The sequence below is a fragment of the Niabella agricola genome (genome assembly GCF_021538615.1).
Taxonomy (GTDB): Bacteria; Bacteroidota; Bacteroidia; order Chitinophagales; family Chitinophagaceae; genus Niabella; species Niabella agricola.
In genome coordinates, this window is sequence record NZ_JAJHIZ010000003.1 from 1,376,228 (window position 1) to 1,402,723 (window position 26,496).

18 protein-coding genes and 1 tRNA gene are annotated in these 26,496 nt (G+C 47.1%); 7 read left to right on the forward strand and 12 right to left on the reverse strand.

Annotated elements, in window-relative coordinates; genetic code table 11:
• Positions 1 to 149 precede the first annotated feature (149 nt).
• From rpoB to LL912_RS11195, 3 genes are all read right to left on the reverse strand, one after another.
• Entirely contained in the window at positions 150 to 3,953 is a 3,804-nt protein-coding gene (gene rpoB, locus LL912_RS11185; protein ID WP_235553656.1) for a DNA-directed RNA polymerase subunit beta, read from the reverse strand.
• A gap of 461 nt (positions 3,954 to 4,414) precedes the next feature.
• Entirely contained in the window at positions 4,415 to 5,422 is a 1,008-nt protein-coding gene (locus LL912_RS11190; RefSeq protein ID WP_235553657.1) for a hypothetical protein, read from the reverse strand.
• Between the two features lie 69 nt (positions 5,423 to 5,491).
• Positions 5,492 to 9,058: an Ig-like domain-containing protein gene (locus tag LL912_RS11195; protein WP_235553658.1), complete on the reverse strand. Its 3,567-nt coding sequence runs from the start codon at positions 9,056 to 9,058 to the stop codon at positions 5,492 to 5,494.
• A gap of 497 nt (positions 9,059 to 9,555) precedes the next feature.
• On the opposite strand from LL912_RS11195, the gene LL912_RS11200 reads away from it, so the two are divergent.
• Together LL912_RS11200 and LL912_RS11205 are read left to right on the forward strand one after the other, a co-directional pair.
• A complete protein-coding gene (locus LL912_RS11200) occupies positions 9,556 to 10,500 on the forward strand; it encodes a helix-hairpin-helix domain-containing protein (RefSeq protein WP_235553659.1) in 945 nt (314 codons plus the stop codon).
• Positions 10,501 to 10,738: 238 nt separating this feature from the next.
• On the forward strand, positions 10,739 to 11,065 hold the full coding sequence (locus tag LL912_RS11205) for a GxxExxY protein (RefSeq protein ID WP_235553660.1): 327 nt from the start codon (positions 10,739 to 10,741) through the stop codon (positions 11,063 to 11,065).
• Between the two features lie 232 nt (positions 11,066 to 11,297).
• Here LL912_RS11205 and rplL read toward each other — a convergent pair whose 3' ends face one another.
• The 9 genes from rplL to gap form a co-directional block, all read right to left on the reverse strand.
• Positions 11,298 to 11,672 carry a 50S ribosomal protein L7/L12 gene (rplL, locus tag LL912_RS11210; RefSeq protein WP_235553661.1) on the reverse strand — a complete coding sequence of 125 codons (375 nt, stop codon included), beginning with the start codon at positions 11,670 to 11,672 and terminating at the stop codon, positions 11,298 to 11,300.
• 103 nt (positions 11,673 to 11,775) lie between these two features.
• Positions 11,776 to 12,363: a 50S ribosomal protein L10 gene (rplJ, locus tag LL912_RS11215; RefSeq protein ID WP_235553662.1), complete on the reverse strand. Its 588-nt coding sequence runs from the start codon at positions 12,361 to 12,363 to the stop codon at positions 11,776 to 11,778.
• A gap of 51 nt (positions 12,364 to 12,414) precedes the next feature.
• Complete coding sequence (rplA, locus tag LL912_RS11220; RefSeq protein ID WP_235553663.1) at positions 12,415 to 13,110, reverse strand: 50S ribosomal protein L1; 696 nt, start codon at positions 13,108 to 13,110, stop codon at positions 12,415 to 12,417.
• Positions 13,111 to 13,161: 51 nt separating this feature from the next.
• Positions 13,162 to 13,605 carry a 50S ribosomal protein L11 gene (gene rplK, locus LL912_RS11225; protein WP_231004469.1) on the reverse strand — a complete coding sequence of 148 codons (444 nt, stop codon included), beginning with the start codon at positions 13,603 to 13,605 and terminating at the stop codon, positions 13,162 to 13,164.
• Positions 13,606 to 13,858: 253 nt separating this feature from the next.
• Positions 13,859 to 14,329, reverse strand: a complete 471-nt coding sequence (locus LL912_RS11230) for a hypothetical protein (RefSeq protein ID WP_235553664.1) — start codon at positions 14,327 to 14,329, stop codon at positions 13,859 to 13,861.
• Positions 14,330 to 14,334: 5 nt separating this feature from the next.
• Complete coding sequence (locus LL912_RS11235) at positions 14,335 to 14,709, reverse strand: diacylglycerol kinase family protein (protein WP_235553665.1); 375 nt, start codon at positions 14,707 to 14,709, stop codon at positions 14,335 to 14,337.
• Positions 14,710 to 14,987: 278 nt separating this feature from the next.
• Positions 14,988 to 15,854 (reverse strand): hypothetical protein, encoded by an 867-nt coding sequence (locus tag LL912_RS11240; RefSeq protein ID WP_235553666.1) that lies wholly within the window; start codon positions 15,852 to 15,854, stop codon positions 14,988 to 14,990.
• Positions 15,855 to 15,994: 140 nt separating this feature from the next.
• The gene (locus tag LL912_RS11245; RefSeq protein WP_235553667.1) at positions 15,995 to 17,194 is read right to left on the reverse strand and encodes a phosphoglycerate kinase; all 1,200 of its coding nucleotides are present in this window, start codon (positions 17,192 to 17,194) and stop codon (positions 15,995 to 15,997) included.
• 192 nt (positions 17,195 to 17,386) lie between these two features.
• The gene (gene gap, locus LL912_RS11250; protein ID WP_235553668.1) at positions 17,387 to 18,400 is read right to left on the reverse strand and encodes a type I glyceraldehyde-3-phosphate dehydrogenase; all 1,014 of its coding nucleotides are present in this window, start codon (positions 18,398 to 18,400) and stop codon (positions 17,387 to 17,389) included.
• Positions 18,401 to 18,588: 188 nt separating this feature from the next.
• On the opposite strand from gap, the gene LL912_RS11255 reads away from it, so the two are divergent.
• The 5 genes from LL912_RS11255 (at position 18,589) to LL912_RS11275 (ending at position 26,479) form a co-directional block, all read left to right on the forward strand.
• Positions 18,589 to 18,660 (forward strand) — tRNA-Glu (locus tag LL912_RS11255).
• 432 nt (positions 18,661 to 19,092) lie between these two features.
• Positions 19,093 to 19,707: an RNA polymerase sigma factor gene (locus LL912_RS11260; protein WP_235553669.1), complete on the forward strand. Its 615-nt coding sequence runs from the start codon at positions 19,093 to 19,095 to the stop codon at positions 19,705 to 19,707.
• 65 nt (positions 19,708 to 19,772) lie between these two features.
• The gene (locus LL912_RS11265) at positions 19,773 to 20,951 is read left to right on the forward strand and encodes a FecR family protein (RefSeq protein ID WP_235553670.1); all 1,179 of its coding nucleotides are present in this window, start codon (positions 19,773 to 19,775) and stop codon (positions 20,949 to 20,951) included.
• Positions 20,952 to 21,077: 126 nt separating this feature from the next.
• Positions 21,078 to 24,485 carry a TonB-dependent receptor gene (locus tag LL912_RS11270; protein WP_235553671.1) on the forward strand — a complete coding sequence of 1,136 codons (3,408 nt, stop codon included), beginning with the start codon at positions 21,078 to 21,080 and terminating at the stop codon, positions 24,483 to 24,485.
• A gap of 11 nt (positions 24,486 to 24,496) precedes the next feature.
• A complete protein-coding gene (locus tag LL912_RS11275; RefSeq protein ID WP_235553672.1) occupies positions 24,497 to 26,479 on the forward strand; it encodes a RagB/SusD family nutrient uptake outer membrane protein in 1,983 nt (660 codons plus the stop codon).
• Positions 26,480 to 26,496: the final 17 nt, after the last annotated feature.

Below are 26,496 nucleotides of genomic sequence, written 5' to 3' on the forward strand. Positions count from 1 at the left end.
ATTTGAGATTTGAGATTTGAGATCCAAGGCTCTCAAAATCCTGCTCTCTATTTTAATGCTGTTTTTTGCTTTGTTACTGATTCCGATCTGATGATGTATAGTGAAAGCCAACGGTGGATTCACCATTGACTTTTCACTATCCACTGTCTTTATTCAAAGGTCAGGTCTAATCCCAAACCTCTTAACTCGTGTATCAATACATTGAAGGATTCCGGTACACCTGCTCTTGGAATATTATCGCCTTTTACAATGCTCTCATAGGTTTTTGCACGGCCTATGATATCATCCGATTTAATGGTCAACAATTCCTGCAGGATGCTGGACGCGCCATAGGCTTCCAGTGCCCATACCTCCATCTCACCAAAACGCTGACCCCCAAACTGGGCTTTACCACCCAGCGGTTGTTGTGTGATCAAGCTGTATGGTCCGATAGAACGTGCGTGCATCTTGTCATCCACCATGTGGTGCAGTTTGATCATATAGATCACACCCACGGTTGCTTTCTGGTGGAAGCGCTCCCCGGTTTCACCATCGTACAAGTACGTGTGTCCGAATTTGGGAATGGTAGCATCCGCACAATATTTCTCAATCTCTTCCGGCTCGGCACCGTCAAAGATCGGAGTGGCAAATTTCACACCCAGTTCTTTACCCGCCCATCCCAGTACGGTTTCGTAGATCTGTCCCAGGTTCATACGGCTAGGTACCCCCAGCGGGTTCAACACGATATCCACCGGTGAGCCATCTTCGAGGAACGGCATATCCTCCTGGCGAACGATCTTGGCTACGATACCTTTGTTACCGTGGCGGCCCGCCATCTTATCCCCTACTTTCAGCTTCCGCTTCACCGCCAGGTATACTTTAGCCAGTTTCAATACACCTGCAGGCAATTCATCCCCAATGGAGATATTGAATTTCTCGCGTTTGTACCTTCCCAGCTCTTCGTTATACTTGATGTTATAGTTGTGCAGCAGGGTATTGATCTGATCGTTGATCTTTTCATCGTTGGTCCAGCCCAGCGGATTGATGTTGGCATAATCCAGTGAAGCCAGGTTTTTCGCATGGAATTTCGATCCCTTGCCGATTACGATCTCGTCAAAGCTGTTCATTACACCGGCAGAAACCTGGTTTTCCAGGATGGTACCCAGTTTCTCCAACAGTACGTTCAGCAGGTCCTGTTCGTTTTTCTCGTGTGCCTTATCCAGCTTTTCGATCGCTGCCTTTTCACGTACTTTGGCGTTCTTGTCTTTCTTGGCACGCTGGAACAGTTTCTTGCCGATCACCACACCTTCAACTCCGTTCGGTGCTTTTAAAGAAGCGTCTTTGGCATCTCCGGCTTTATCACCAAAGATGGCACGGAGCAGTTTTTCTTCCGGAGTCGGATCGCTTTCTCCTTTCGGAGTGATCTTACCGATCAGGATATCGCCTTCTTTTACCTGGGCACCAATCCGGATGATACCGTTCTCGTCCAGGTCCTTTGTTGCTTCTTCTGAAACGTTCGGGATATCGGAGGTCAGTTCTTCCTCACCCAGTTTTGTATCGCGTACTTCCAGTTCATATTCGGAAATATGGATAGAAGTAAACATATCTTCTTTTACCACGCGCTCGCTGATCACGATGGCATCCTCAAAGTTATAACCTTTCCAGGGCATGAAGGCCACTTTCAGGTTTTTACCCAGGGCCAGTTCACCGTTGCGGGTAGCGTAGCCGTTGGTGAGGAAGTCGCCTGCTTTTACCTTCTGCCCCTTCTTCACGGCCGGGTTCAGGTTCATACAGGTTTCGTGGTTGGTTTTGATGAACTTGGTCAGTTTATACACCTTCAGGTCTTCTTCAAAGCTCACCAGTTTTTCATTTACATCGCGGTCATAGCGTACATGAATCTCGTTGGCATCTACAAACTCTACCACCCCGTTTCCTTCCGCGTGGATCTGGATCCGTGAATCTCTTGCAGCCTTGCCTTCCAGGCCGGTACCAACGATCGGCTCGTCGGGACGCAGCAGCGGAACCGCCTGGCGTTGCATGTTTGATCCCATCAGCGCACGGTTGGCATCATCATGCTCCAGGAACGGGATCAGCGAGGCACTCAGACCCACGATCTGGTTGGGCGCCACGTCCATATATTCAACCTCGCTCTTATCAAGGATCGGGAAGTCACCGGTTTCACGGCTTTCCACGCGCTCGTTCACAAAGTTGCCCTGCTCATCCAGCTTGGCGCTTGCCTGTGCGATCTTTGCGGTATCTTCTTCTTCTGCGCTCAGCAGCTCCAGCTCCTTCATATTTACCTTACCATCGGTAACCTTGCGGTAAGGTGTTTCAATAAAGCCCATTTCATTGATCTTCGCATGTACGCAAAGCGTAGAGATCAGACCAATGTTCGGACCTTCAGGCGTTTCGATGGTACAAAGACGGCCATAGTGTGAGTAGTGTACGTCGCGCACCTCAAACCCGGCGCGTTCACGGCTCAAACCGCCTGGCCCCAGGGCAGAGATACGACGTTTGTGGGTAATCTCTGATAAGGGGTTTGTCTGATCCAGGAACTGTGATAACTGGGAGGTTCCGAAGAATGAGTTGATTACAGAAGAAAGCGTACGCGCATTGATGAGGTCAACCGGTGTAAACACCTCGTTGTCCCTTACGTTCATACGCTCGCGGATGGTACGGGCCATACGGGCCAAACCAACCCCGAACTGTGCATATAACTGCTCCCCTACCGTACGTACACGACGATTGCTCAGGTGATCAATATCATCGATCTCTGCTTTACCGTTGGTTAAACGTACCAGGTATTTAATGATTTCGATAATGTCTTCTTTAGTCAGCGTTTTCTGGGTAACCGGCGCATCAATATTCAATTTGCGGTTGATCTTGTAACGGCCTACTTCACCCAGGTCATAGCGTTTGTCGCTAAAGAATAATTTATCAATGATACCACGGGCGGTTTCGTTATCCGGTGCATCTGCGCCTCTTAACTGACGGTAGATAAACTGAACAGCTTCCAGCTCACTGTTGGAGGTATCTTTATTTAATGTATTATAAATAATGGCATAATCGCCCCCTACATCTTCACGCTGTACAAAGATGCTCTTAACATCCATGTCTGCAATGATGTCGATCGCTTCTTCATCCAGCACCACATCCCGTTCCATCACAATTTCATTCCGCTCGATAGAAACCACTTCACCGGTATCTTCATCTACAAAATCTTCCACCCAGGTACGCAGTACGCGGGCTGCCAGGCGTTTACCCAGCTGCTGTTCCAGCGACTTGCGGTCGCCCGGAACTTCGTCCGCCATACCAAACAGCTCCAGGATGTCCTTATCGGTTTCATACCCAATAGAACGCAGCAATGTGGTCACCGGGAATTTTTTCTTACGGTCGATATACGCATACATCACGTTATTGATGTCTGTCGCAAATTCCATCCAGGACCCTTTAAAAGGGATCACACGCGCAGAATAGATCTTGGTTCCGTTCGGGTGTACGGATTGGCCAAAGAATACGCCGGGTGAACGGTGCAGTTGTGAAACCACCACACGCTCAGCGCCGTTGATCACAAAGGTACCACGGGGCGTCATGTAAGGGATATTTCCGAGAAATACGTCCTGTACAATGGTCTGGAAGTCTACGTGCTCCTCATCATTACAGCTCAGCCGCAGCTTTGCTTTCAAAGGCACCGCATAGGTCAGTCCACGCTCCATACATTCATCGATCGAGTAGCGGGGCGGATCGATAAAGTAATCCAGAAACTCCAGCACAAAGATATTGCGGGTGTCAGTAATGGGGAAGTTGTCCTTAAATACCCGGAACAGGCCCTCAATATTGCGTTTGTCTGGTGTGGTTTCTAATTGGAAAAACTCCTTAAAGGATTGAATCTGAACTTCCAGAAGATCGGGTGTTTCAGCTAAATGCTTGATCTTTCCGAAATTTACTCTTGAATTCACTTTTGTAGATGACATATGTTATAAACCCGGTTTTTTAATAATCGACTATATACAAAATAAAATCAGGATTACTTTTATTGCTAAAAGAAATCCATTGAAATTCAATTACATGAACCTATTTTGTTTAATCAAATTTTTATTGGCCAAAATAAAAGGAAGGCAAAGTTAAGGAAAACTTTGAAAAGAAGAAAACTTCTCACAAGAATATTGCCAGACAGTGACATTTCTGAAAATTTATTGGAAAAAGACCCGGGAATAAAGGTCGCAATTTTGCGCGAAATCCCCGATGAAACCTGGCGATAGGTATATAAATAATTGATCATCAATACCCCAAGGTATACGCAGCAGCAGTCGGTCTCCAGCCACTCTTAAGCCCACCTATAAAAAAAGCAGGTCCGGAAGGAACCCCGGACCTGCCCATATTTCCGGAATCAGCAAGCTGCCGCTTCCGTTTTTCTTAAACTGCTACAAGACGCTTATTCGGCAACCACTTTAACTACCTTTGAATAGTTTGTAATGGTGCCGTCTTTGTTAACCTGCCCAACCCTTACAAACGTGGTGGGATACTCCTCAGGCTTGTCGAGGTCCTTTTTATCTTTGCGGCAACCAATTCCAACAGTAATCAGGAGCGCGAGGGAGAACAGCATAGCTCCTTTTTTAGCACGTTTTGCGGAAACAGCTACGGAAATCACCAGGAGCACCATGATCGCCAGTTGTAGCGGTGAAAAACCAAACTTAGCCGCAATTTCCTGCCAGCTCTTCATATAGGTATATTTAAGCTGCTCATTGGAATTTCCATCAGGTGCCTGGGTGGCTACCTGATCCAGTTCTACAAACTTTTCACCATCCTTGGATCCTTCTACTATAAACGACTTATTATCCTTTTCGGAAAAGGTTTCCCACTCTACTTTCAGTTTACCTCCGGCAAAACTGGCACTGGTAAACCCAAAGGCTACAGGCAACGCACCATCGGTATAAGTGTAGGCTGCAATCTTATCATCAGTCGTTGTTGTATTTCCTCCGTTGCCCGGCTGTATATTTACAATTCCGCCATTACCATTCTGCGCATCCCGGTCCGCTGTTGTTGCAGCCTCGGTAAACACAATATCGATCGTGATTGATCCGGCAAAAGGAGTCGCCGGACCCTGAGCGCCTGGGATCACTTTATTCGCCAGGCCAATAACAGAGTTGGAAGCCTGGTCGTAGCTCCAGTTAAAGTATGAGGCGAGCGTACCGCTTACAACAGGCACACCGCTGTTCAATACCGGTTTTACTTTATTGCACGTAAATGTAACCGAAGAGGGGTTTGCTGCATCATAATTTATAGCTATTGTTGAAGTATTCTGCCAGTTAAACGTAAAGGTACCCTGACCGTTTACCAGTCCCGGACTCGGACTGACCGCGGCTCCGTAAACGGCGGGATTTTGGGCATAAAGGCCTGTATAGGTTGCCAGGGCCAGGATAAAGGTGCAAATTTTTTTCATTTCACTTTGTTTTATGTTGATATCTAAAAATTAATATGTCTGCTACAGTTTTATCGGATCCAGACCCGTTTAAGGATTGTATTGAATAGCTTCGGAATCATTATTGTTGGTGCTATTGCTTTCACCTCCGGAGTTTTCAAAAATGTATGTAATCAAGTTCTCCAGCCCTGCGTTGCTTCCGCCATTGAATGTAAACGTTACACCGAAGGATGAGGTTGAAGAACCGGCAATGACGGTTTTCAGATTGGTTCCACCCAGTTTAAACATATAGTTCACGTTTGATGCATCCATTCCTACATAAGACCAATCTGCATTCTGTACCGGCAAACCAAACATGGTTGTTAAAGCGGGAGCATAAGTATCAAGCATGATGTTCGCTGTCTTTGGTATCAATACATATACATCCGTACCATCCGTTGGACTACTGTTTACTGTTGATACGCTAATACGTACACTTACCGTTTTAGAACCTTTCACCTGTGCCGGCAGGGCCATTGAACTAATGGTGAGGTCGGCGGCACTACCCTTCGTATACACATACAATGTTCCGGTTGCGCTGGCACCCTTATTGTCGCTGATTACATACGTAAACCGCGCAGTGCCCGAGAACCCAACTTTAGGTGTAAATGTATAGGCGCCATCTGAGCCCAGTGTAAACGTGCCGTAAGTGTCATCGGTAAAGCCTTGCGTAGCAACTGTTTGCGGATCGCCTTCCGGATCGATGTCATTGTCTTTTACATTACCGGTTACCGCTGTGCCCGCATTGGTCACAGCAAAATCATCTGTTGCACTGGTGGTATTGATTGCTGCAGGTTTTACCTCAACAAACACGTAGGCATAACCACAAAGGTTGGTACCCGGCGTTTCACAAACTTTATATACAATGGTATCTTTTCCTACAAAACCTGCAGCTGGTGTATATACCACCTGGCTGCCATTGATGGTTGCCGTACCATTTGACCCCTGCTTGAATATTTCCGGTGTACCAAGGGTACCACCCGGATTACCGGCATGATCGTTTACCAGCACATTTACCGTAACCGGAGCACCGGCGTTGGTGGATGCGATATCTGTGTTTACAATCGGCAGGTTGGTGGAAATAGCAGGATCCGTTACCGTAATCGTAAGATTCTGCACTTCTGTAACGGTTCCGTTGCTCACCGTAATATCGTAGCTATAAGAGCCCAGGGCTGTAGCCACAAAGGTGTAGTTACCACTGCCATCCGCATTCAGTGTAAGTGTTCCACCGGAAGGATTGGGTACACCATCGGCACCATTTACTGCCACGGCATTGGTATAGGTAGTTCCGGCAGGAACCTTATCATTGGTAGCTACGGAGCCGGTTACTGGCTTATTAACAGTTGTAAAGTTAATGTCCGGGTTTGTTTTAAAGAGCGGGCAGCTTAATCCCGGGGTACCTGGCGCTACATAGCGGGTATCGATGGTTGCCGAGAATACATCCAGTGATGCAGCAGTAAGTCCCACGTTTGCCAAGCCACCTATCGAGATCTGCATTTCATCAAATGGCTGCGAAGTAATAAACCCGATATTTTTCACACCATAGTCGTTGCCCAACAAGTTCAGCAATACGGTGAGTCCCAGCAGCTGCGAACCGCTCTTCGATTCCACCAGTTGTGATACACCCTGCGCATCTCTTTTATAGGTATTAATGGTAATAATCTTCAGCAGGTTTACCAATGCCAGCGGGTTGCTGCTGTTTTCCCTTACAAGGAACCCTGCATATACACCACCGGGGAATACATTGCTGCCGGAAGCTACAGATATCGATCCTTGTGCAGCTACATTGGCAACGGTTTGAATGCGTGCGTAATCAGAAGTAATATTATTTACCAGATTCCAGGGGTTTTGTACCGATCCTGCAGCATTTACCGCCCCACTAAAACCAGTATGCTGTCCGTTAATAACCACACCATAATCCGGAGCTTTCAAAAGAATGGTTTGGTTACAAGGCAACGGCACTTCACAGTTCTTCTGCCAGATCACATCATAGATCTGAATTAAACCAAGATCCACATTCAGCAGGCTGTTAAAGCTGATCTTTACTTCATCAAAGGGCACCGCTGCAATTACTCCAACGATCTGCCGCGACGGGTCTGTGAGAAGACTGGTGGAAACGCCTGCCAGCAAGGCCGGCCCGGTAGTGGATTGAACCACAGTTCCGTTATTTAAAAGGTCAATGCGTATTGCGTTAGGCACCTGAACATCCAGAAGTGTATTGGTCTGGATATCGAATCCTGCAAATGTTCCGGCGGCATAGGTAGTAACTGCATCGGCAACAGCCAGGCTACCGGTGGTACCTACACCAGCTGTTAAGCTCATTGTAGCTGCGGTACCCGCATTTCCGTCAATCACATTGTCAACACCGGTAAGGTTACATGCGGCACATACAGCACCAGAGAACCCTGAATTAACGGCATCGATATACACCGGCTGTTGTACCGAATTCATCCTTGTTGGCGTATTGCAAACAAGTGACCCGGCGCAGAATTGTTTGATTACTGCATTATAAATAGAAAGAGTTCCGAGATCCACGTTTACCGTTTTCTCCAAAATATACCGAACCTCATTAAAGGGTTTGCTGCTATTGGTTACAAAACCAATCGTTGTTCTTTCATTTGCAGCCAGCAGTGGCGCTGAAAGCAGCAGGTTATTGCCCGACATTTCTTCCTGCAGCGTACCATTCAGATACGTTGCAATTTTAAAATTCGAAAGCAAGCTAAGTGATAATACATTCGAGCTGGCTACATCAAAACCGGCGAAATAGCCGCCGGGGAACTGGGAGCCCGCATTCCTAACAGACACATACGCAGAAGTTCCAACACTGGCTACAGAAGAAGTCATGGTGGCCGCATCGCTGGTGTTGGAATTTACAATGTTCTCTACATTTGAAAAGATGCTGGAACTTCCCAGGTTTAAAGACGCAAGGCCGCTGGAACCAGTGGTTACCACCGCCGGATATGCACTTTGCACCAATGCCGTTTTGGTATTACAAACGGGCACCGGTCCTGCCTGTGGCCTCAGGATCTCCGCGTAATATATATTCCATGTTGAAGCAATCGTCAACCCGTTACTGATGGTAATCCGTACGCTGTTAAACGCCTGGCCGGTTACAAAACCTACTTTAACTTTCTGGCTTCCCAGCAGCGAAACCGCCAGGAGATCATCACCCGCGGTATAGGAATCGCCGGTTGCAACTCCGTTTAAATAAGTAGTCACCGTAACCGTATTCCCTGTTAATTTAACCAGTGAACTGTTGCCGATTACAAAACCGACATAAGCTCCGGCCGGGTATACATTGCCTCCGGTTGCCGCATTATCCGCAACCTGTAACCAGGCACTGCCGCCCAGCACCGCGGTCCAGGAAGCCACATCGGTAGTGGTCGAATTTGTTACATTACCTTTGTTACTAAATTCATCTCCCCCCAGTATCGGAACCTGACTGCTTGTAACCGTCAGATTTGAAAACGTTGGAGAAGTTACTGGTTGATACAGGTTAAAAGGAGCTGCCGTTATCTGTGCATCAGCAACGGATCCTTTTGAGAGGATAATGGCTAGCAATAACAGGCATAAAGCTACCTTTTTCAGGACAGTGTCAAGAGGTTGATTGGTTCTCATAATAGATATAATTATATATAATTTACATCCCTGGACATAACAAGTCCCGGGTATCTTTACAATACAAATACCAATTCCATATTGCACCTGTCGCATACACACGCCCGTAGGCGATGTGCAATTCACCTGCACAATACAGCGCATTAGCCGGCAGCCCTGTTAACAGGACATAGCCTTACCTTTATATTTCGATTTATGTACTCACGTTAGCCGGTTTTGAGCAATCCCAAAAACACAGCGCTTTGGCGCACATTCACAAAACCTAAATGAAGAATAATTACTAAAGGGGCTTCTTCATTTCAAGCTATCACAGTGTGGAAATTAAGTAGTTTTAATAGTTAAAGTAGGTTTACAATGCAATAGCCGAAAGTAAAGATAAACTTCCCAAAGGCAATAAACCAAATTTTGTTAATTTTTTTTTCTTATTTTTTTCTGATCCTTATTTTTATTACATTTAAAGCAACACCTCTCTTTCACCAATGCTAAAATGTTAATCTATGAAAACGTATTTACGGTTTTCAAAAAAAGAACGTATCGGTTTGCTGCTATTAATCCTTGTAGTGTTGCTTTTTGCCATACAGCCTTTTATTGAAACCACAACAGAAAGGAAACCGCTGAAACCTTTATCAGAAGCGGACTTCAGCAAGATCGCCACAACTACTGAAGCGTCCGGTTATCCTGACAAAACGGATACAGACCTGTTGCCTGCCGATGCCACCGCATATAAGAAACGAACCAATCAATCATTGACGGCAATGGTACTTTTTAACTTTGATCCCAACACATTGAACGAAGCAGGTTGGTTAAAACTGGGGTTACGCAAACGTACGGTTCAAACCATTATACGTTACCGCAACAAAGGAGGACACTTCCGCAAACCGGAAGACCTGCAGAAAATTTATGGATTGCGCGCCGATGAATTTGAGCGGATCAGACCTTATATTACCCTTGCTGCAACATCCCGGCGGGCTGGTTATACGCCCCCTGTTGCTTCTCCAGCCGGTAACACCTTTATATATTCAAGGCCACAACCCATCGATATCAATACAGCGGATACCACTGCTTATAAAGCCCTGCATGGTATTGGCAGCAGGCTGGCGGCGAGGATCATTCAATACCGGGAAAAACTGGGTGGCTTTTACAGTATCAGCCAGGTGGGGGAAACCTACGGTGTTCCGGATTCAACGTTTCAAAAAATAAAACCTTTCCTGGTTCTCAATAATACATATCTGCGGAAACTCAACATCAATTCGGCATCTTATGAAGCATTAAATGCACATCCCTATATCAGCAGCAAGCTGGCCTACCTCATCGTTAAACAACGGAAAGCAGCGCCCATCGCCGTAGATGATTTGCCGGCCCTAGTTATGCTAACCAATGATGTGTTTGAAAAACTGAAGCCCTATATTCAGGTAGAAGCCATTGGGGCACCGGAATACTAAAGGTTTGAAGCTGCCGGATCAAGTAACGGTATAAAACCTGCGCCTCTGTGTTTCTGCGGCAAACAAAGCCGCTGAGGCACTGAAGCACCGAAGGTTTAAAGCTCGTCCAATAACGGCCTTGAAAAATCAGAATCTCTGTGTTTCTTGGCAAACAAAAAATGACCTTATGCAAAACAACAACGTTACACCTTAAGCCTATCCCCTGCAGCGGAAACCGCTATCATCATAAAATATGGTATTGGGGTCCATAAGACCCTTGGGTGGTTTTCTTGAAATCGTTTATAAAGACGCGTTCGAATATGAGTTCAGAAAGAACCGCATCCTTTATGAAAGAGAAAGGAAATACCAAATCCAGTACAAAGACGCTGTTTTGCCGCACTTCTTTCGAGCAGACGCCGTCCTGCTCAACCGCATTATTCTTGAAATAAAAGTCAGGGAAGGCAGCTTAGCGGTGGAAGACCTGGTGCAAACCATCAATCATCTGAAATGCTCCAGATGCAAAATAGGGCTTATCCTGAACTTTGGAAAAATGCGGTTACAGATCAGGCGGGTAATTTTTTATTAAAGCCACTGAGGCACTGAAACACTAAAGATATAGAGCGGCCCTAAAAAACGGCGCCGCCGCATTCCTGTGGCAAACAAAAGGCTGCTGAGGTACCGGAATACTGAAGAGCGAAGCGATCCCAGCCAGATAGCAGCAATAAATCCGTGTTTCAGCGTTTTCTGCGGCATCTTCTTCAAAAAAAAGTCCTGTAAGATCCGAAGACCTTACAGGACAAATATGCTTTACAAAAGAATTAAGCCACTTCTACTTCAGCACCTGCTTCTTTCAGTTTAGCAGCGATGTCTTCAGCTTCCGCTTTAGATACACCTTCTTTTACTGGCTTCGGAGCTCCGTCTACCAGTTCTTTTGCTTCTTTCAGACCTAAACCAGTCAGATCTTTAACGATCTTAACCACGTTCAATTTAGAAGCACCTGCATTCTTAAGGATTACGTCAAATGCTGTTTTTTCTTCAGCGGCCGCCGCACCACCTTCACCACCACCAGCTACTACTACCGCAGCTGCAGCAGGCTCGATGCCGTACTCAGTCTTTAAAAAATCTGCTAATTCCTGTACTTCTTTTACAGTTAAACCTACCAGGCTTTCTGCTAATGTTTTGATATCTGCCATTTTGCTTTAATTTTTACCGTCTTCATTTTCACCTGTGGCGAATCCGACGGCGGGTTTAAAAAAATTGTTTATTTATTAAATATAGATCGTAACTATATTAAAATTACTCAGCCGCCGGAGTTGCATCTGCTGCAGGTGCTTCCGCTTCAGGAGCTGCTGCACTTTCAGTTGCCGGGGCTTCTGCTGCTACGGGAGCCGCTTCACCTTCCGGTCTGTTCTGCAACGCACCAATCACACGCTGGATCGGAGACAGTAACAAGCCGATCACTTCACCGATCAGTTCATTCTTCGTTTTGATCTTAACCAGGGCAGCCAGTTGGTTATCGCCGGTATACAGATCGCCGTTAATAAACGCCAGTTTCAGTTCGGGCTTTTCTTTCTTTGCTTCGCTGCGGAAAGAGCTCAGGATTACAGCGGGCTCTTTGGGGTTTTCAGAAAACATCAGGGCTGTTACCTTGTGCAATGAATCATACACACCTGCATATTTTTCTGCATCCAGACTTTCCAGCGCTTTCCGGATCAGGGTGTTCTTGGCCACTTTCATTTCCACGTTCTTATTGAAACAAGCGCGGCGCAATTTGCTTACCTGGTCTACACTAAGCGACTCGGTATCTGTAATATAAAAGTTGCTGTATTGAGAGAATTTCCCCTTCAATACCTCAATTACTTCATTTTTTTGTTCTTTAGTCATTTTATTGCGGTTTGACTGATTTTAAAAATTAGAACCGGTTAAGCCGGGTGATTACTGTACAAAAGATTTTGTATCCAAAGCAATTCCAGGGCCCATAGAGCTGGCCATAGAAATTCCTTTTAAATAAGTACCTTTTGCTGTGGTGGGCTTTGCCTTAATAATGGCATTTAAAAACTCCTGGCCGTTTTCAGCAATCTTTTCGGGGCTGAAGCTTACACGACCGATGGAAGCATGCACGATACCGGCTTTATCCACTTTAAAAGCAATCTTACCACCTTTCACCTCGTTAACAGCAGCAGCTACATCATTGGTAACGGTTCCTGTTTTAGGGTTCGGCATCAGGTTGCGCGGCCCCAGGATCTTACCCAGTTTACCGATCTTCGGCATTACAGCAGGCGTAGCAATCACTACATCCACATCTGTCCAGCCACCTTCAATTTTCTGTACAAATTCGTCCAAACCTACATAGTCAGCGCCGGCGCTGTTTGCGTCCGCTTCTTTATCGGGCGTACAAAGTACCAGCACCCGTTTTGTTTTACCGGTTCCGTGCGGCAGGGTTACCGTACCACGAATGGCCTGATCCGCTTTTTTAGGATCTACACCCAAACGTACGTGCAGATCTACAGAAGCGTCAAACTTTGCCACACTTATATCTTTTACCAATGCAGAGGCTTCTTTCAGGGTGTACGCTTTATTGGCGTCTACCTTTGCATTTGCAACTTTTCTTTTTTTACTAATGAATGCCATTTGTCAATTCTTTTTAGGCCTGCCAGCCGGCAGGCGGGTTCTTAAAATGGATTAATTTTCCCACGGGGCTTTTCCTTCAACATTCAGTCCCATGCTGCGCGCTGTACCGGCTACCATTTTCATAGCAGAATCAACGGTAAAGCAGTTCAGGTCGGGCATTTTGTCTTTTGCAATAGCCTCTACCTGCTCCCAGGTAACCTTACCCACTTTGGCGCGGTTGCTTTCCTTAGAACCTTTCTGAATTTTAGCGGCTTCCATCAGCTGGATGGCTGCAGGAGGCGTTTTGATTACAAATTCAAAACTTTTGTCGCTGTAAACGGTGATTAATACGGGAAGTACTTTTCCCATTTTGTCTTGTGTGCGGGCGTTGAATTGTTTGCAGAATTCCATGATGTTAACACCTTTGGAACCTAACGCCGGCCCAATAGGAGGTGCAGGATTGGCCTGACCGCCTTTACACTGTAGCTTTACAAAGCCAGAGATTTCTTTTGCCATTTTATTCGATTTATTGGTTCAAACGTTCCGGCAATCACCGGAACTCCCAAATTCCTCCGTCCTGTTTTACCCCGGTACTTGCCGGCACAGGAACTATAAAAGAACTGATTGGGGGTGCAAAGGTAGTCATTTTACGATCTTAATGCTTATTATTTAACAGAAAAAACCGCAGTTTTCCCGGGCATACTTATAAACAGCTGGTTTTCAGCCAAAAATAAGACCAGATTCCCCGCCCACGCTTTAAGAAACATGCTTAGGGAGCCACTTTCAGTAATATCTTTTTGTCTAGGAACCAAAGCATGCCCTTTCCCTGGGTTCCCAGGAAAATATCCGGGTTGCCTGTATAATCCGGCTTGCTGAACCGGAGTTCTGCCTGTTGCGCGCTGTCGAGCCAGGAAAAGCTAAACTGCTCTTTTATAGAGTTGCCCTTGGGGAATCCGGCTTCCATATAAGCATTCAGGATCTCCCCGTACGTTTTTTCATCATAATAAAGAACAGCCTCCAGTCCGTTCCTGTTCTGCCCATTCCATTGGTATGTAACGCCCGTAGGCGGATACAGGTTCAGATTGAGCAGGCGCCCCAGTTGTTCCCGGTCTTCGGAAATACCTAACCCCATCTGCGGCAGCAACGGTTGCACTGCGGTATGTGCGGCGGGAGGTGGCTTCCTGTTCTGACAGGCCAGAACAGACACGAGCAGCATCCAATGTATAAGAAATCGTTTCATAAAAATCAGATCAGGGCAACCAGCCTGGGAACAAAGATCAGCAAACCCGCAATGAGTGCACCAGCTGCTGTCAGGAGCACGGCGGCGGCCGATATATCCTTAATATATTGAACCCGGGAATCTGTTTGCGGATGCACCAGGTCACAGATCTTTTCGATGGAGGTGTTGATCAGCTCGGCACCGGTTACGACACTAATGCAAAGAATGATAACAAGCCATTCATAAACCGTTATCCTGAAAACGAAGGCAAGCAATACCGCCAGCAGGGTAGCAACCGCGTGTATCCGGAAATTCTGCTCGAACCGGAATGCGGTTTTTATCCCACGGACTGCATATCCAAAACTTCGCAATAGTTTATTCAGAGAAAATGGGCGCTTCATAGTCAAAGCTACGATAAATGACCAAAACGGAACCTCCGAAGGGTGTATTCTAAATTATGGCATGAAGCAATTATTTTTCTGGACGTCACCTTAACCGTAGGGAGCGGTCTCATATATATTGGGCAGTTGCTTCCATTACAGTCGGCATGACGATCGCGACAATCTGGACTGCCCCCGGAATTGCGTTCTAATACCAATTTTTACTGAACCCATTTAAATCTTCGGGTAATGAATTTTTCGCCGATCTGGCACCTCCGCACTTAAACGGTTCAATCACTTTATTGCTTCTTCTTTACCCCTTTTTTGGGTGTTTCCTTTTTTTCTCCGGTCTTTGCTTTTTGGGCGTCCTGCTCCAATGCCAGTGAAAAGGCTGCCCATACACAACGGCGGCAGCCCAGTTCGCTTCCTTTTTCCAGTACTTCCTTTGCTTTTTCCTGGTTTTGCAGCATGGAATAATATCCGCCCAAAACCGCATACCCCTCCATATCACCCAGCTGCAGTGCTTTTTCGATCAGCGCCAGCACCTCCGGGTCTCCTTCTTTTTTGAGCGGCACATCCTTGCCTTCCAGTATGGCACCAAGCCCTCCCATATTTTCGATCATTTTCAGTCCTGCATAATCCAAACAGGCCTTGGAAAGGCCGCTGTCGCAAAGGTTTTTTATTTCCAGGGAAAAGTCATCTCCTGTTCCGTCCAGGAAAGCCATTTCGTTCTTTGTTGTTACATCATAGTACCGGTTCATCAATCCTGCAATTCGGTCTGCCGCTTCGGGGTCGCTACGTTTATTTTCAACGACTGTATCCTTTACATATATCCAAACACCTCCACCCACCCACTCGGAAACGCCGACCAGCTGATCGCCCTTGACTAAAAATTTAAACATGCTTTTATCCGGGTAAATGATCAGGCTATCGCCCTTCTGAAAATAGTACCCGTCTCCCAGCCCCACAATATCTACTTTACCATTTCCATCGAACGTAAAGTGGCTGTACAAGGTGGTATCAGATGTAGCTTTAAAATACCCCTGCAGCCGGTTAGTGATCTCCTGTGCATTGCTGCGGACAATGCCTGCAAACAACAACAAACCGGCCATCACTCCATACCTGAAATAGCGCGGCCTTAACCGCTCCAACTGCTTTTTCATCATAAAAATTTAGACCGCGTAAATATATTAAAAAGTCCAGCCGGCCAACCAACTCCTGCAACAAGTTAAGCAGGATCAATCATTCCCAATAAAAATGCGGAGCCGACGGGCCCCGCACTCTAAAACAATTAAAAAGATAAGATTTATGCCTCTTCGATGGCCGCAATACCCGGAAGCACCTTACCCTCGAAGAACTCAAGCATGGCGCCGCCACCGGTAGAAACATAGCTTACTTTATCAGCAAAACCAAATTTGTTCACCGCCGATACACTGTCACCACCACCTACCAGTGAGAAGGCGCCGTTCTGCGTAGCCTCTGCAACTGCTTCAGCAATCGCTTTGGTACCCGCCTGGAATTTTTCCATTTCGAACACGCCCATCGGTCCGTTCCACAGGATGGTTTTGGATCTTTTGATCACGTTGGTGAACTGCTCACGGGCGTTTTCAGCAACATCCAGTCCCATCCAACCATCGGGTATGGCGTTGCTGGGTGAGGCCGCCGTATCGGCATCCGCTGCGAATTTATTGGCAATAATGCTATCGCTGGGCAAATGAATACACACGCCTTTTTCCGCTGCTTTGGCCAGGATCTCCCTTGCAGTATCCAGCCGGTCCTCTTCACAAAGAGAAGCACCGATATGCCCTCCCTGCGCTTTATAGAAGGTATAGGCCATTCCACCACCAATAATGATATCCGTAGCTTTTTCCATCAGATTTTCAATGATCAGGATCTTGTCGGAAACCTTTGCCCCGCCCAGGATTGCCGTAAACGGTTTCTCGCTTTGAGTCAATACTTTTTGTGCGCTGTTTACTTCATTCTCCATTAGCAACCCAAACATTTTTTTGTCAGCAGGGAAGAATTTTGCTATTACAGCGGTAGAAGCATGCGCCCGGTGCGCCGTACCAAAAGCATCGTTTACATACACGTCTCCCAGCTTGCTCAGCTTTTCGGCAAAGGCTTCATCGCCTTTCTCTTCTTCTTTGTAGAATCGGAGATTCTCCAGCAACAGCACCTCTCCCGGACGTAACATATCTGCCGTGAGATACGCCTGCTCTCCAATGCAGTCATTGGCAAACAGAACTGTAGCGCCGCTCAGTAATTCACTTAAGTGGTTTACCAGGTGCTTCAGGGAAAATTTATCTTCCGGTCCGCCTTTCGGGCGACCGAGATGCGACATCAGGATCACTTTTCCGCCATCGTTGAGGATCTTTTTGATCGTAGGAACGGCGGCCTTCATACGGGCGTCTGAGGTAATTTCCATTTGCTCATTCAATGGAACATTAAAGTCGACCCGTATCAGCGCCTTCTGATCTTTGAAGTTATAGTCTGAAAATTTTGACATTGTTAACGGTTTTGAGATTTGAGAATTCAGATTTCAGATCTGAGATTTGAGCACCGGTAACTGCCGGGACAGGGCCGCCACATGTGCTGCAGTTAAACTGAGCGTAGCAACAAAGATGCCATTTGTCCTGCAGCCGGTCTAATAAAAGAAAAAGCGGAACAAGCTGTTCCGCCTTTATTATTTATGTAAGCTTTACTTGCTGATCAGTTTCGCAAAATACTCAACCGTGCGAACGAGCTGCGATACATAGCTCATTTCGTTATCATACCAGGAAACGGTACGAACCAGTTGTTTGTCACCTACGGTCATCACTTTGGTTAAGGTAGCATCAAACAAAGAACCATAGTGTGTACCTATCACATCGCTGCTTACGATTTCATCTTCGGTATAACCAAAGCTTTCGTTAGAAGCTGCCTTCATTGCTGCATTGATTTCTTCAGCAGAGGTTTGTTTCTTCAGAGTTACATTCAGCTCGGTAATAGAACCGGTAATGGTAGGCACCCGTTGTGCGCTACCGTCCAGTTTTCCTTTCAGGCTTGGCAATACCAGGCCAATCGCTTTTGCAGCACCAGTGCTGTTGGGAACGATGTTAGCCGCAGCCGCTCTTGCCCTTCTCAGATCACCTTTGGCATGCGGAGCATCCAGGGTGTTCTGATCGTTGGTGTAGGCGTGGATGGTGGTCATGATACCCAGTTCGATACCGAAGGTATCATCCAATACTTTTGCCATCGGAGCCAGACAGTTGGTTGTGCAGGAAGCGCAGCTGATGATGGTTTCGCTTCCGTCCAGGATATCGTGGTTCACGTTGAACACCACGGTTTTCAGGTCACCGGTTGCGGGAGCAGAGATCACCACTCTTTTAGCGCCGGCCGCGAGGTGTGCTTCTGCCTTTGTTTTATCAGTGAAGAAACCGGTACATTCCAGTACTACATCTACATCATGATCTTTCCAGGGAATCAGGGAAGGATCTTTTTGTGCATATATTTTAATCTCATTACCATCAACGATAATGGAATTTTCAGTGCTTTTTACATCTTGATTGAAACCGCCCTGAGCGGAGTCGTATTTTAACAGGTGAGCTAATACTTTGGGGCTGGTCAAATCATTGATCGCAACAACGTCGATACCTTGTTGATTGTAGATTTGACGATAAGCCAAACGGCCGATTCTGCCGAAGCCGTTGATGGCTACTTTTACTGTACTCATAGTTGTGTAAAAAATTTAATTAAAGTAAGAACAATTTTTGGAGGCGTAAAGTTACAGCATTTTGTACGGAATACATATTAAACGATTTCGATTTTTCACCCCTATTTTTTAAAAAGCAATTATTTTTTATTTTTTTTTGGCCAATACGTTTTGGTCCATTATCTTTGCACTCCCAAAAAACGGGTAACGCCGCGTTGGTCAAGGGGTTAAGACGCATCCCTTTCACGGATGAATCACGGGTTCGATTCCCGTACGCGGTACAAAACCGGGCTTTTCAGCCCGGTTTTTTCATGTCTGAAACCGGCAAAAATCCCCTCCCAGCTACGTTACAACCGACACCATCCTGTTTTTATTTCCTTTCATAATGTTTTGGACTCCCGGGCAGCGGTACCGTTACGGATCAGGTTGCCTGAATCAAAAAACTGGTCAACACAACGGATCCAGTACACAGCACCCGCAAGTGCTCCAAAGGGGGCTGCAAAGCCCGGGGCGCTGCAGAAATTTATAAGTCCCGGCATTACGTAAACAGGAGCCGCCGGGGTTCGGCGCCTACCGGACATTGATCCTGGCAGCGCTCTATTAATTCGAAGCTAACCCAGAACCGGCTCGCCGCCAAATCACACATTTGATCAAAGATTTCTGTATTTTCGGCGCGTTCCGGAGGGATGAAAAACTGCAGAAAGGGTACCCAAATGAGTAAACTGACATCCGATTTTACAGCGGCTGATTTATTAAACCAATGTTCATTGGGGGATGAAAAAGCGTTCAAAGAACTTTACGAACGGTATCATTTCCGGCTGCATCAATACATACTCAAAATAGTAAAATCAAAAGAAGCCGCAGAAGAACTGGTGATGGATGTGTTTCTGAAATTGTGGGTAGCGCGGGAGTTGCTGCCTGGTATCGAAAACTTCGACGGATTTTTATTCAAAATTGCTTATAACAAGAGCATCGACTTTTTCAGGGCTGCGGCTAAAGACAAACCCTTTGCCGACATCCTTTGGGAAAAAATGCAGATCCCGGCCCAAAACACCGCAGACGCATCGCTGCTGATGCAGGAATTTAATGCCAAACTGAAGGAAGCAATCGATCTGATGCCGCCCCAGCGCAAGAAGATCTTTCAGCTCAGCCGGGAAGAAAACCTATCGCATGCCCAGATTTCCGAAGCACTGGGCATTTCAAAAAACACCGTTGCCAATACCATTGTAGAAGCCCGTCAATTTATTACCACCTACCTGGGCCGGCATTTTGATGTGCTTAGCATGCTGACCATCCTCTCCGGGATCGCCCAAAAAAATAATTTTTAGGGACCGGTAGTAGCAGGCCCTTTTTTCTTCGTTTATAATTATTAACACGGTTATTGCTGAAAAAGATGAATAACAATTTTTCTGAAAAGGAGATAATGGCGATCGTAGAACGGTATATGAATGATACCTGTTCCAGGGAGGAATTTGAGCAATTGCTGGAGCTGGCCCGTTCAAATGAAACACTTTTGGCAGACGCCCTGAAAATACAATGGGAAAAGACGGCAACGGAAAATCCGGATGAAAAGCCGCATTTTGACAGGCTATTTACCACTATCATGAAGGGGGCCCGCACTGTAGAACGGGTGCGTGGTGGAAAAAGAAGGTTGATGACCCGCATTACCGTGGCAGCCTCCCTGTTGCTGTGTTTATCAACAGCGGGCTGGTGGCTTTGGCAGGAACATGAAAAGTCGAAAACAACCGCGCAGACCCCTGCGCTTATTGTTCCGGGCGGAGATAAAGCCATCCTTACCCTTGCCGATGGCCGGCAAATAGCGCTGGACACAGCTCATAACGGAGATATCACCAACCAGGGTGCTACCAAGGTCATTAAACTGGACGGCAAACTTCATTATAATTCTGACGTAGCAAACAATGCCGAGGCCGCGCTTTATAATACCATTGCCACTCCAAAAGGAGGCCAGTACCAACTGGTGTTGGCGGATGGCAGCAACGTGTGGCTGAACGCTTCTTCCTCCTTAAAATTCCCCACTGCATTTACCGGTAACGAGCGGAATGTGGAATTGCAGGGTGAGGGCTATTTCGAAATAAAACATAACCCCGCCCAACCTTTTCATGTAAAGACCGGCAAAACAACTGTAACCGTATTGGGCACTCATTTTAATATCAACAGCTACCGGGAGGAGGCTGTCGAAAAAACCACGCTGATCGAAGGGCGGGTGGAAGTCAATACTGCCGGCAGACGGGCAACACTGGTTCCGGGACAACAGGCCATTGTAAAGGCCGGACAGGACCCTATTTCCCTGGTACCACAGGTGGATCTGGAAGAGGTACTGGCCTGGAAAAATGGGCTCTTCCTCTATAACGGCACAGACCTGGAAACGGTTATGAACCAGGTGGCCCGATGGTATGATGTAACGATTGTATATGAAAGAAAAATAAATGAAACAATTTCCGGCAGCCTTCCCCGTTCTGGCAATTTCAGGCAACTCCTGAAAATATTAGAAGCTACAGGCAAGGTCAGGTTTGAAATAAACGGCAGAGTCATTACTGTTAAGCCCAATTAATAATTACCTGATCAGTGATCTTTTCATGTGGCAGCGCAACAGCAGTGGCCACACAGGAAACTAATACAATATAGGGAACTGTTAACAACAAAAAGCAACAACACGTATAAACTAAAACGATTCAATATGAAGAAAAGAGCTTCGCTCCTCCTGCTCCTTTTCTGTATGCTGGCAGGGACGGCCGGCTACAGCCAGCAGGTTTCCATCTCGGGTTCCGACATGCCGCTGAAAAAAGTGCTTGCAGATATAAAAAAGCAAAGCGGCTATAATGTAATCTATTTCGATAATGATTTAAAAACTGCCAAAAAAGTAACCATCAACATGCGGGGCGCTTCCCTGAGTGAGGTGTTTGAAAAGATCTTTGAGCAGCAGCCCTTAACCTATACCATTGTTGATAAAACAATCGTGATCAAAGCAAAGCCATCTGCACCGGAGCCCAGAAACGCTGGAAACGTCCCCCAGGTCAGGGCGGCTATCGACATCGCTGGCACTGTAACCGACCAGCGCCGCAGGCCTCTTTCGGGGGCCAGTGTATACCTGCGCTCCAATACATTAATCGGAACCATAACCGATGCTGCCGGATATTTTGGCATCAGCAATATTCCGCGGAAAACAACACTGGTTGTGACGATGCTTGGGTTCCGCAAACGCGAAATAAACCTGGATACTATACAGGACGCCAACCTGAAGCAGCTCCTGGTTTTAATGGAAGAAGACGCTGCAAAAAACGAAAATGAGATCGTTGTTACAGCGGTGGGAAGCCAGAAAAAAATAAGTGTTGTAGGAGCCATCACCACCGTCAATCCGGTAGAACTAAAAGCACCGACAAGATCACTCACCACCCAGCTGGCAGGCCGCGTGGCGGGCGTAACCTTTGTACAGCAATCCGGCCAGCCGGGGCAGGATGGCGCTTCATTTATCATAAGAGGCATCAACTCTGTTACCGGCAATACCACCCCTTTGGTACTCATTGACGGACTGCGGAGAAACCTCGATGATGTTGACCCTAACGACGTAGCTACCTTTTCCATCCTGAAAGACGCATCGGCTACCGCTGTTTACGGGCTTGAAGGCGCCAATGGTATTATTGTGATCACTACAAAAACAGGAAAGGCCGCGCAAAAACCAAGCGTGCGGGCTTCCTACTCCTCATCCATCAACAATGCCTCCTACAAACCCAAATGGGTCGACGCCGTAACCTACGCCCGGCTAAGAAATGAAGCCCTGGAGGTACGGGGTAAAAAACCCTATTATACCGCGGATGATATTGCCAAATTCGGCGATGGCGACAATGATTTTTATCCAAATGTAGACTGGTATAAAACCATGGTAAAACAAAACAATCCCTCCCAAAAAGCAAACTTTAATATCAGCGGCGGAGGCAATGCCGTTACCTATTATATGTCCGGCGGGTTTTATACCGAAAAAGGCATGTTCAACAGCAAAAATGCGTCCAATGCCAACTATAACCAGTTTAATTTCCGTTCCAATCTTAAGGCTGACCTTTCCCCCACCACCGTACTGGGACTGGGGTTTGACGGCCGGTACAATACCACTACGGAACCCGGCCAGGGTGTGAACAGCCTGCTGGACATTATGAACCGGATCAATCCCACCCTCTTCCCTGCAGCATACTCCAACGGCACGGCGCCGGAAGAGCCGCCGGGCATTACCAATCCTTATTCCCTGCTGACGAAAACCGGGTTCCTGAAACGGTATGCAAACTATATGTCCACGAACCTGAACCTTACGCAAAAACTCGACTTCATTACACCCGGGCTGTATGTGAACGGGATCGCCTCATTTACGAAGAGCAATTTTTATGAGCACCATTATGTAAAAAATTACCAGCGGCACGGGCCCGACCCCGACCTGTCGCACAGCTATCATAATACGGGAAGGGATAGTCTTGGCCGCATTGTAACCATTAATAAAACCCCGGATATAGACGACAAAATGGGATTTGTTGCTACTTCCCCTACCGGCGACCGCGTGATTGAAGCCATGGCCAGCATCAATTATGCGCGTACTTTTTTCAGAAACCTGTCCACCACCGGGCTTATTTTATACAAACAAAGAGAAACCATGTCAGACGCGCCTTCAGGCAGCGGCGGCACACTGCTGATCAATGCGCTACCTACCAGGGAGCAATCGATCGCAGGGCGCGTTACGTTCGGTTGGGATAACCGGTATTTCACTGATATCAATTTTGGCGCCACGGGGTCACAGATGTTTACGCCCGATAAGCGATGGTCCGGCTTTCCCTCTATCGGTTTCGCCTGGGTACCTTCCTCCGAAAAGTTCTGGGAACCCCTGTCGGAAACAGTCGATTTCCTGAAATTCAGAGCCTCTTATGGTGTAGTAGGTTCTGTGGGTAATGCCAGCCGTTTCGGCTACCTGGCCACATCCGGCCCGGTAGATGGTTATACTTTCGGGTTTGGCCGTGCAGCCGGCAGCGGTGTTTATATCCCGGGCGTGGGTGAATACCGGCTGGAGCAGCTGGGGCTTACCTGGGAGCGCGACACCAAACTAAACCTGGGAGCGGAGATTGGCTTTTTTCAAAACGTTAAATTAGTACTGGACGCCTACCGGTATGTGAACCGGGATCAACTGATCGACCTGAACAGGCTGCCGGCCACACTGGGCCTGCCTTCCGTACCGAGGGCCAATCTTGGGAAAACACAGTCGGAAGGAATTGACCTCGATCTTACTTATGCCAAATCCTGGAAGCATTTCCGGATCAACTATATCAAGGGGCTGATTAGCTATACCACTAACAAAATCCTTGAAAATGGCCAACTCGACCCCAAAGTGGCCTACCAGAGCGGGATCGGGCTGGATTGGGGCCGGAGCCTGAACTATGTAGCCCTGGGTCTGTTCAAAGATCAGAACGATATTGACAACAGTCCCGTGCAAACCTGGAACAAGGTATTGCCCGGCGACATAAAATATAAGGATATTGACGGTGATGGAATTATTACCCCTAACGACCGCATCTGGGTAGGTAATATTTACCCGAAATGGAGCTATTCATTGGCCATTGACCTGCGTTACAAAAAATGGACATTCGCCACAAGAGCTATCGGTAAGGCCGACCTTTACCGCTCGATCAATGGTGGGCGTATTCCTTTTAATCCTTACAATGCAGGCGGCATCGATGCCGGCGCCGTGTATATCGCCGCCGCAAAAAATCACTTTACACCCGTATCCTATTCCGGCGCCAGAGCCACGGAAAATTTTAACGCCGAGTACCCCCTGCTGGGCTATGGCACCGATAACCAGAACAATGCCCAAACCTCCACCTTCTGGCTGCGGGAAGCCACATATGTACGGATCGCCGACGCGGAACTGGGATATAACTGGCAGCCGAAGGCCAGCCATTCATTATTTAAAACGATCTACTATTACTTCCGCTGTGATAATGTAGTTACCTTCTCCAGGTTCAAAGACTGGAACCCGGAACAGCTGTCCTCTTATGCCTATCCGTTAAAAAGAACTTTTTCTGCAGGCCTGGAAATCGGCTTTGACCTTTAAAAAAAATAGTTATGCAAAAGAATCAATACTTTACCCTTAAACTAATCGTCTTGTGCATCTGCGCACTGCAATTAGCAGGTTGTAAAAAATACCTTTCAGCCGATGAATACCTGCACGAAGTAGACAACCTGAATGATGTATGGACGGAAAGAAGCGATATCCGTAAAGCCTGGGCGGCCTGTTTTGGCGCCATGCCAAATTACACGGATATGATCTGGTCATGGCCCTTTAATTGCAATTACGATGAAGGCCATGCCGGTCTGGACAACTATCCCAGCCTGATTTTCGCCCAGGGAAAATTCAACGCAGACAATCCCCTGTTCGACCTATGGACCAAATATTACAAATCCATCCGGGTCTGTAATGTATTCCTGGAGAATTATAAAAAAGCCGATGATAAATTGTTAGTACCGGGCGAAACAGCCGGCTATGCCGCTGATGCGCGCTACCTGCGGGCCTTTTATTATACCCAGTTGCTGGAACTCTATGGTCCTTTTGTGATTGTGGACAAAACGGTCGACTATTCAAACACTGCGGCCCTTCCTACCAAACGGAATACCGAAGATGATTGTGCGTCCTTTATTGTGGCGCAGTTGGATACCTGTATCGGTACCCTGCCGGCCACGGAAAAGATACTGGGCAACGATATGGGTCGGCCCTCCCGTGAAGCCGCCATGGCCTTGAAAGCAAGGGTATTGCTGTGGAATGCAAGCCCCCTGGTGAACGGGAATCCCGATTATACTTCATTTGTTGACGCCGGCGGAAAGCCCTATTTCCCAACTACTGCGGACCCGGACAAATGGAAGCAAGCAGCGGCGGCAGCAAAAGCCATCATCGACCTGAATAAATTTGAATTGCACACTGTACCTGCAAATGGCACCGGTTATACAACCGTGCCGCTTGGCAATTTTTCCGGCAACGATATACCCTGGCCCAACGGCCCTTCGGGGATCGACCCTTACCGTTCTGTAAAAGGGTTGTTTGCTGGCGGAAAATCATACTGGAACAAGGAAGTGATCTGGGCGGTGAACCTGCCCTCACAAAGCACCAATCTTTCTTCCCTTGGATTTCCGAGAAATTACAATAACGGTGAAGGCGCTACGTATACCGCAAGATTGTATGCCACCCAAAAACTGGTGGATGCCTTTTTCATGAACAATGGTGCCACCATCGAGGAAGAAAATACGCATTTATACAACGACCTTGGCCCCACGGCTACTACAGCCGACGGCGGCGATCAATATTATATTCGCGGAAACGGGCAGGAAGCGGCTACCCCCATCATGACCAATTTCAAACGGGGCGACGCTAATCCCAAACTACCGGTCCCCAATCGCTGCCTCAACCGTGAAGCACGCTTTTATGCCACGATCGGCTTTATCGGAAGGGGTTATTTGCAGAATAACGGCACCATTTACTATGCCGATTACAAAGCCAATGCGCTCGATGGCTACCTCCAGTCAGACAGGCCTTCCACAAGATCGGGCTACCCCATTGTAAAATGGGTGTCGGATGAAGACCAGAAAGTAAACGGTAGTTTTGACAAGCCCTATCCTGTTTTCCGTCTGGCAGAAATCTATCTCGACTATGCAGAGGCTTTGAATGAATACGATCCTGCCAATCCGGATATTATAAAATACCTGAACCTCGTGCGATTCCGGGCGGGCTTGCCAGGTTATACCCTATCTACCCAGGAGGAGAACCGCAACCGGATCCGGCATGAACGATATGTTGAATTTGCATTTGAAGGCAAACGCTATTTCGATTCACGCCGCTGGAAAGAAGCCGCAAAGGCCGATCGCGATATCTGGGGCAACAGCAGGGGAATGGCCGGACAGGTATACGGCTGCAATTACCTTGCCCAGGACGGCCGTTTTTACGATCGCACGGTTATCGACGGATACACATTCAGGTTCAAAAATTATTTTTTACCCATCCCTTATCAGGAAGTGGCTAATCATTGGGGCACCATGACTCAAAATCCCGGTTGGTAAACGCATTAAACTTTTAA

Coding starts and splice junctions, on each gene's coding strand:
- rpoB (WP_235553656.1), bottom strand. CDS start 3,953: ATGTCATCTACAAAAGTGAATTCAAGAGTAAATTTCGGAAAGATCAAG.
- LL912_RS11190 (WP_235553657.1), bottom strand. CDS start 5,422: ATGAAAAAAATTTGCACCTTTATCCTGGCCCTGGCAACCTATACAGGC.
- LL912_RS11195 (WP_235553658.1), bottom strand. CDS start 9,058: ATGAGAACCAATCAACCTCTTGACACTGTCCTGAAAAAGGTAGCTTTA.
- LL912_RS11200 (WP_235553659.1), top strand. CDS start 9,556: ATGAAAACGTATTTACGGTTTTCAAAAAAAGAACGTATCGGTTTGCTG.
- rplL (WP_235553661.1), bottom strand. CDS start 11,672: ATGGCAGATATCAAAACATTAGCAGAAAGCCTGGTAGGTTTAACTGTA.
- rplJ (WP_235553662.1), bottom strand. CDS start 12,363: ATGACTAAAGAACAAAAAAATGAAGTAATTGAGGTATTGAAGGGGAAA.
- rplA (WP_235553663.1), bottom strand. CDS start 13,110: ATGGCATTCATTAGTAAAAAAAGAAAAGTTGCAAATGCAAAGGTAGAC.
- rplK (WP_231004469.1), bottom strand. CDS start 13,605: ATGGCAAAAGAAATCTCTGGCTTTGTAAAGCTACAGTGTAAAGGCGGT.
- LL912_RS11230 (WP_235553664.1), bottom strand. CDS start 14,329: ATGAAACGATTTCTTATACATTGGATGCTGCTCGTGTCTGTTCTGGCC.
- LL912_RS11235 (WP_235553665.1), bottom strand. CDS start 14,709: ATGAAGCGCCCATTTTCTCTGAATAAACTATTGCGAAGTTTTGGATAT.
- LL912_RS11240 (WP_235553666.1), bottom strand. CDS start 15,854: ATGATGAAAAAGCAGTTGGAGCGGTTAAGGCCGCGCTATTTCAGGTAT.
- LL912_RS11245 (WP_235553667.1), bottom strand. CDS start 17,194: ATGTCAAAATTTTCAGACTATAACTTCAAAGATCAGAAGGCGCTGATA.
- gap (WP_235553668.1), bottom strand. CDS start 18,400: ATGAGTACAGTAAAAGTAGCCATCAACGGCTTCGGCAGAATCGGCCGT.
- LL912_RS11260 (WP_235553669.1), top strand. CDS start 19,093: ATGAGTAAACTGACATCCGATTTTACAGCGGCTGATTTATTAAACCAA.
- LL912_RS11265 (WP_235553670.1), top strand. CDS start 19,773: ATGAATAACAATTTTTCTGAAAAGGAGATAATGGCGATCGTAGAACGG.
- LL912_RS11270 (WP_235553671.1), top strand. CDS start 21,078: ATGAAGAAAAGAGCTTCGCTCCTCCTGCTCCTTTTCTGTATGCTGGCA.
- LL912_RS11275 (WP_235553672.1), top strand. CDS start 24,497: ATGCAAAAGAATCAATACTTTACCCTTAAACTAATCGTCTTGTGCATC.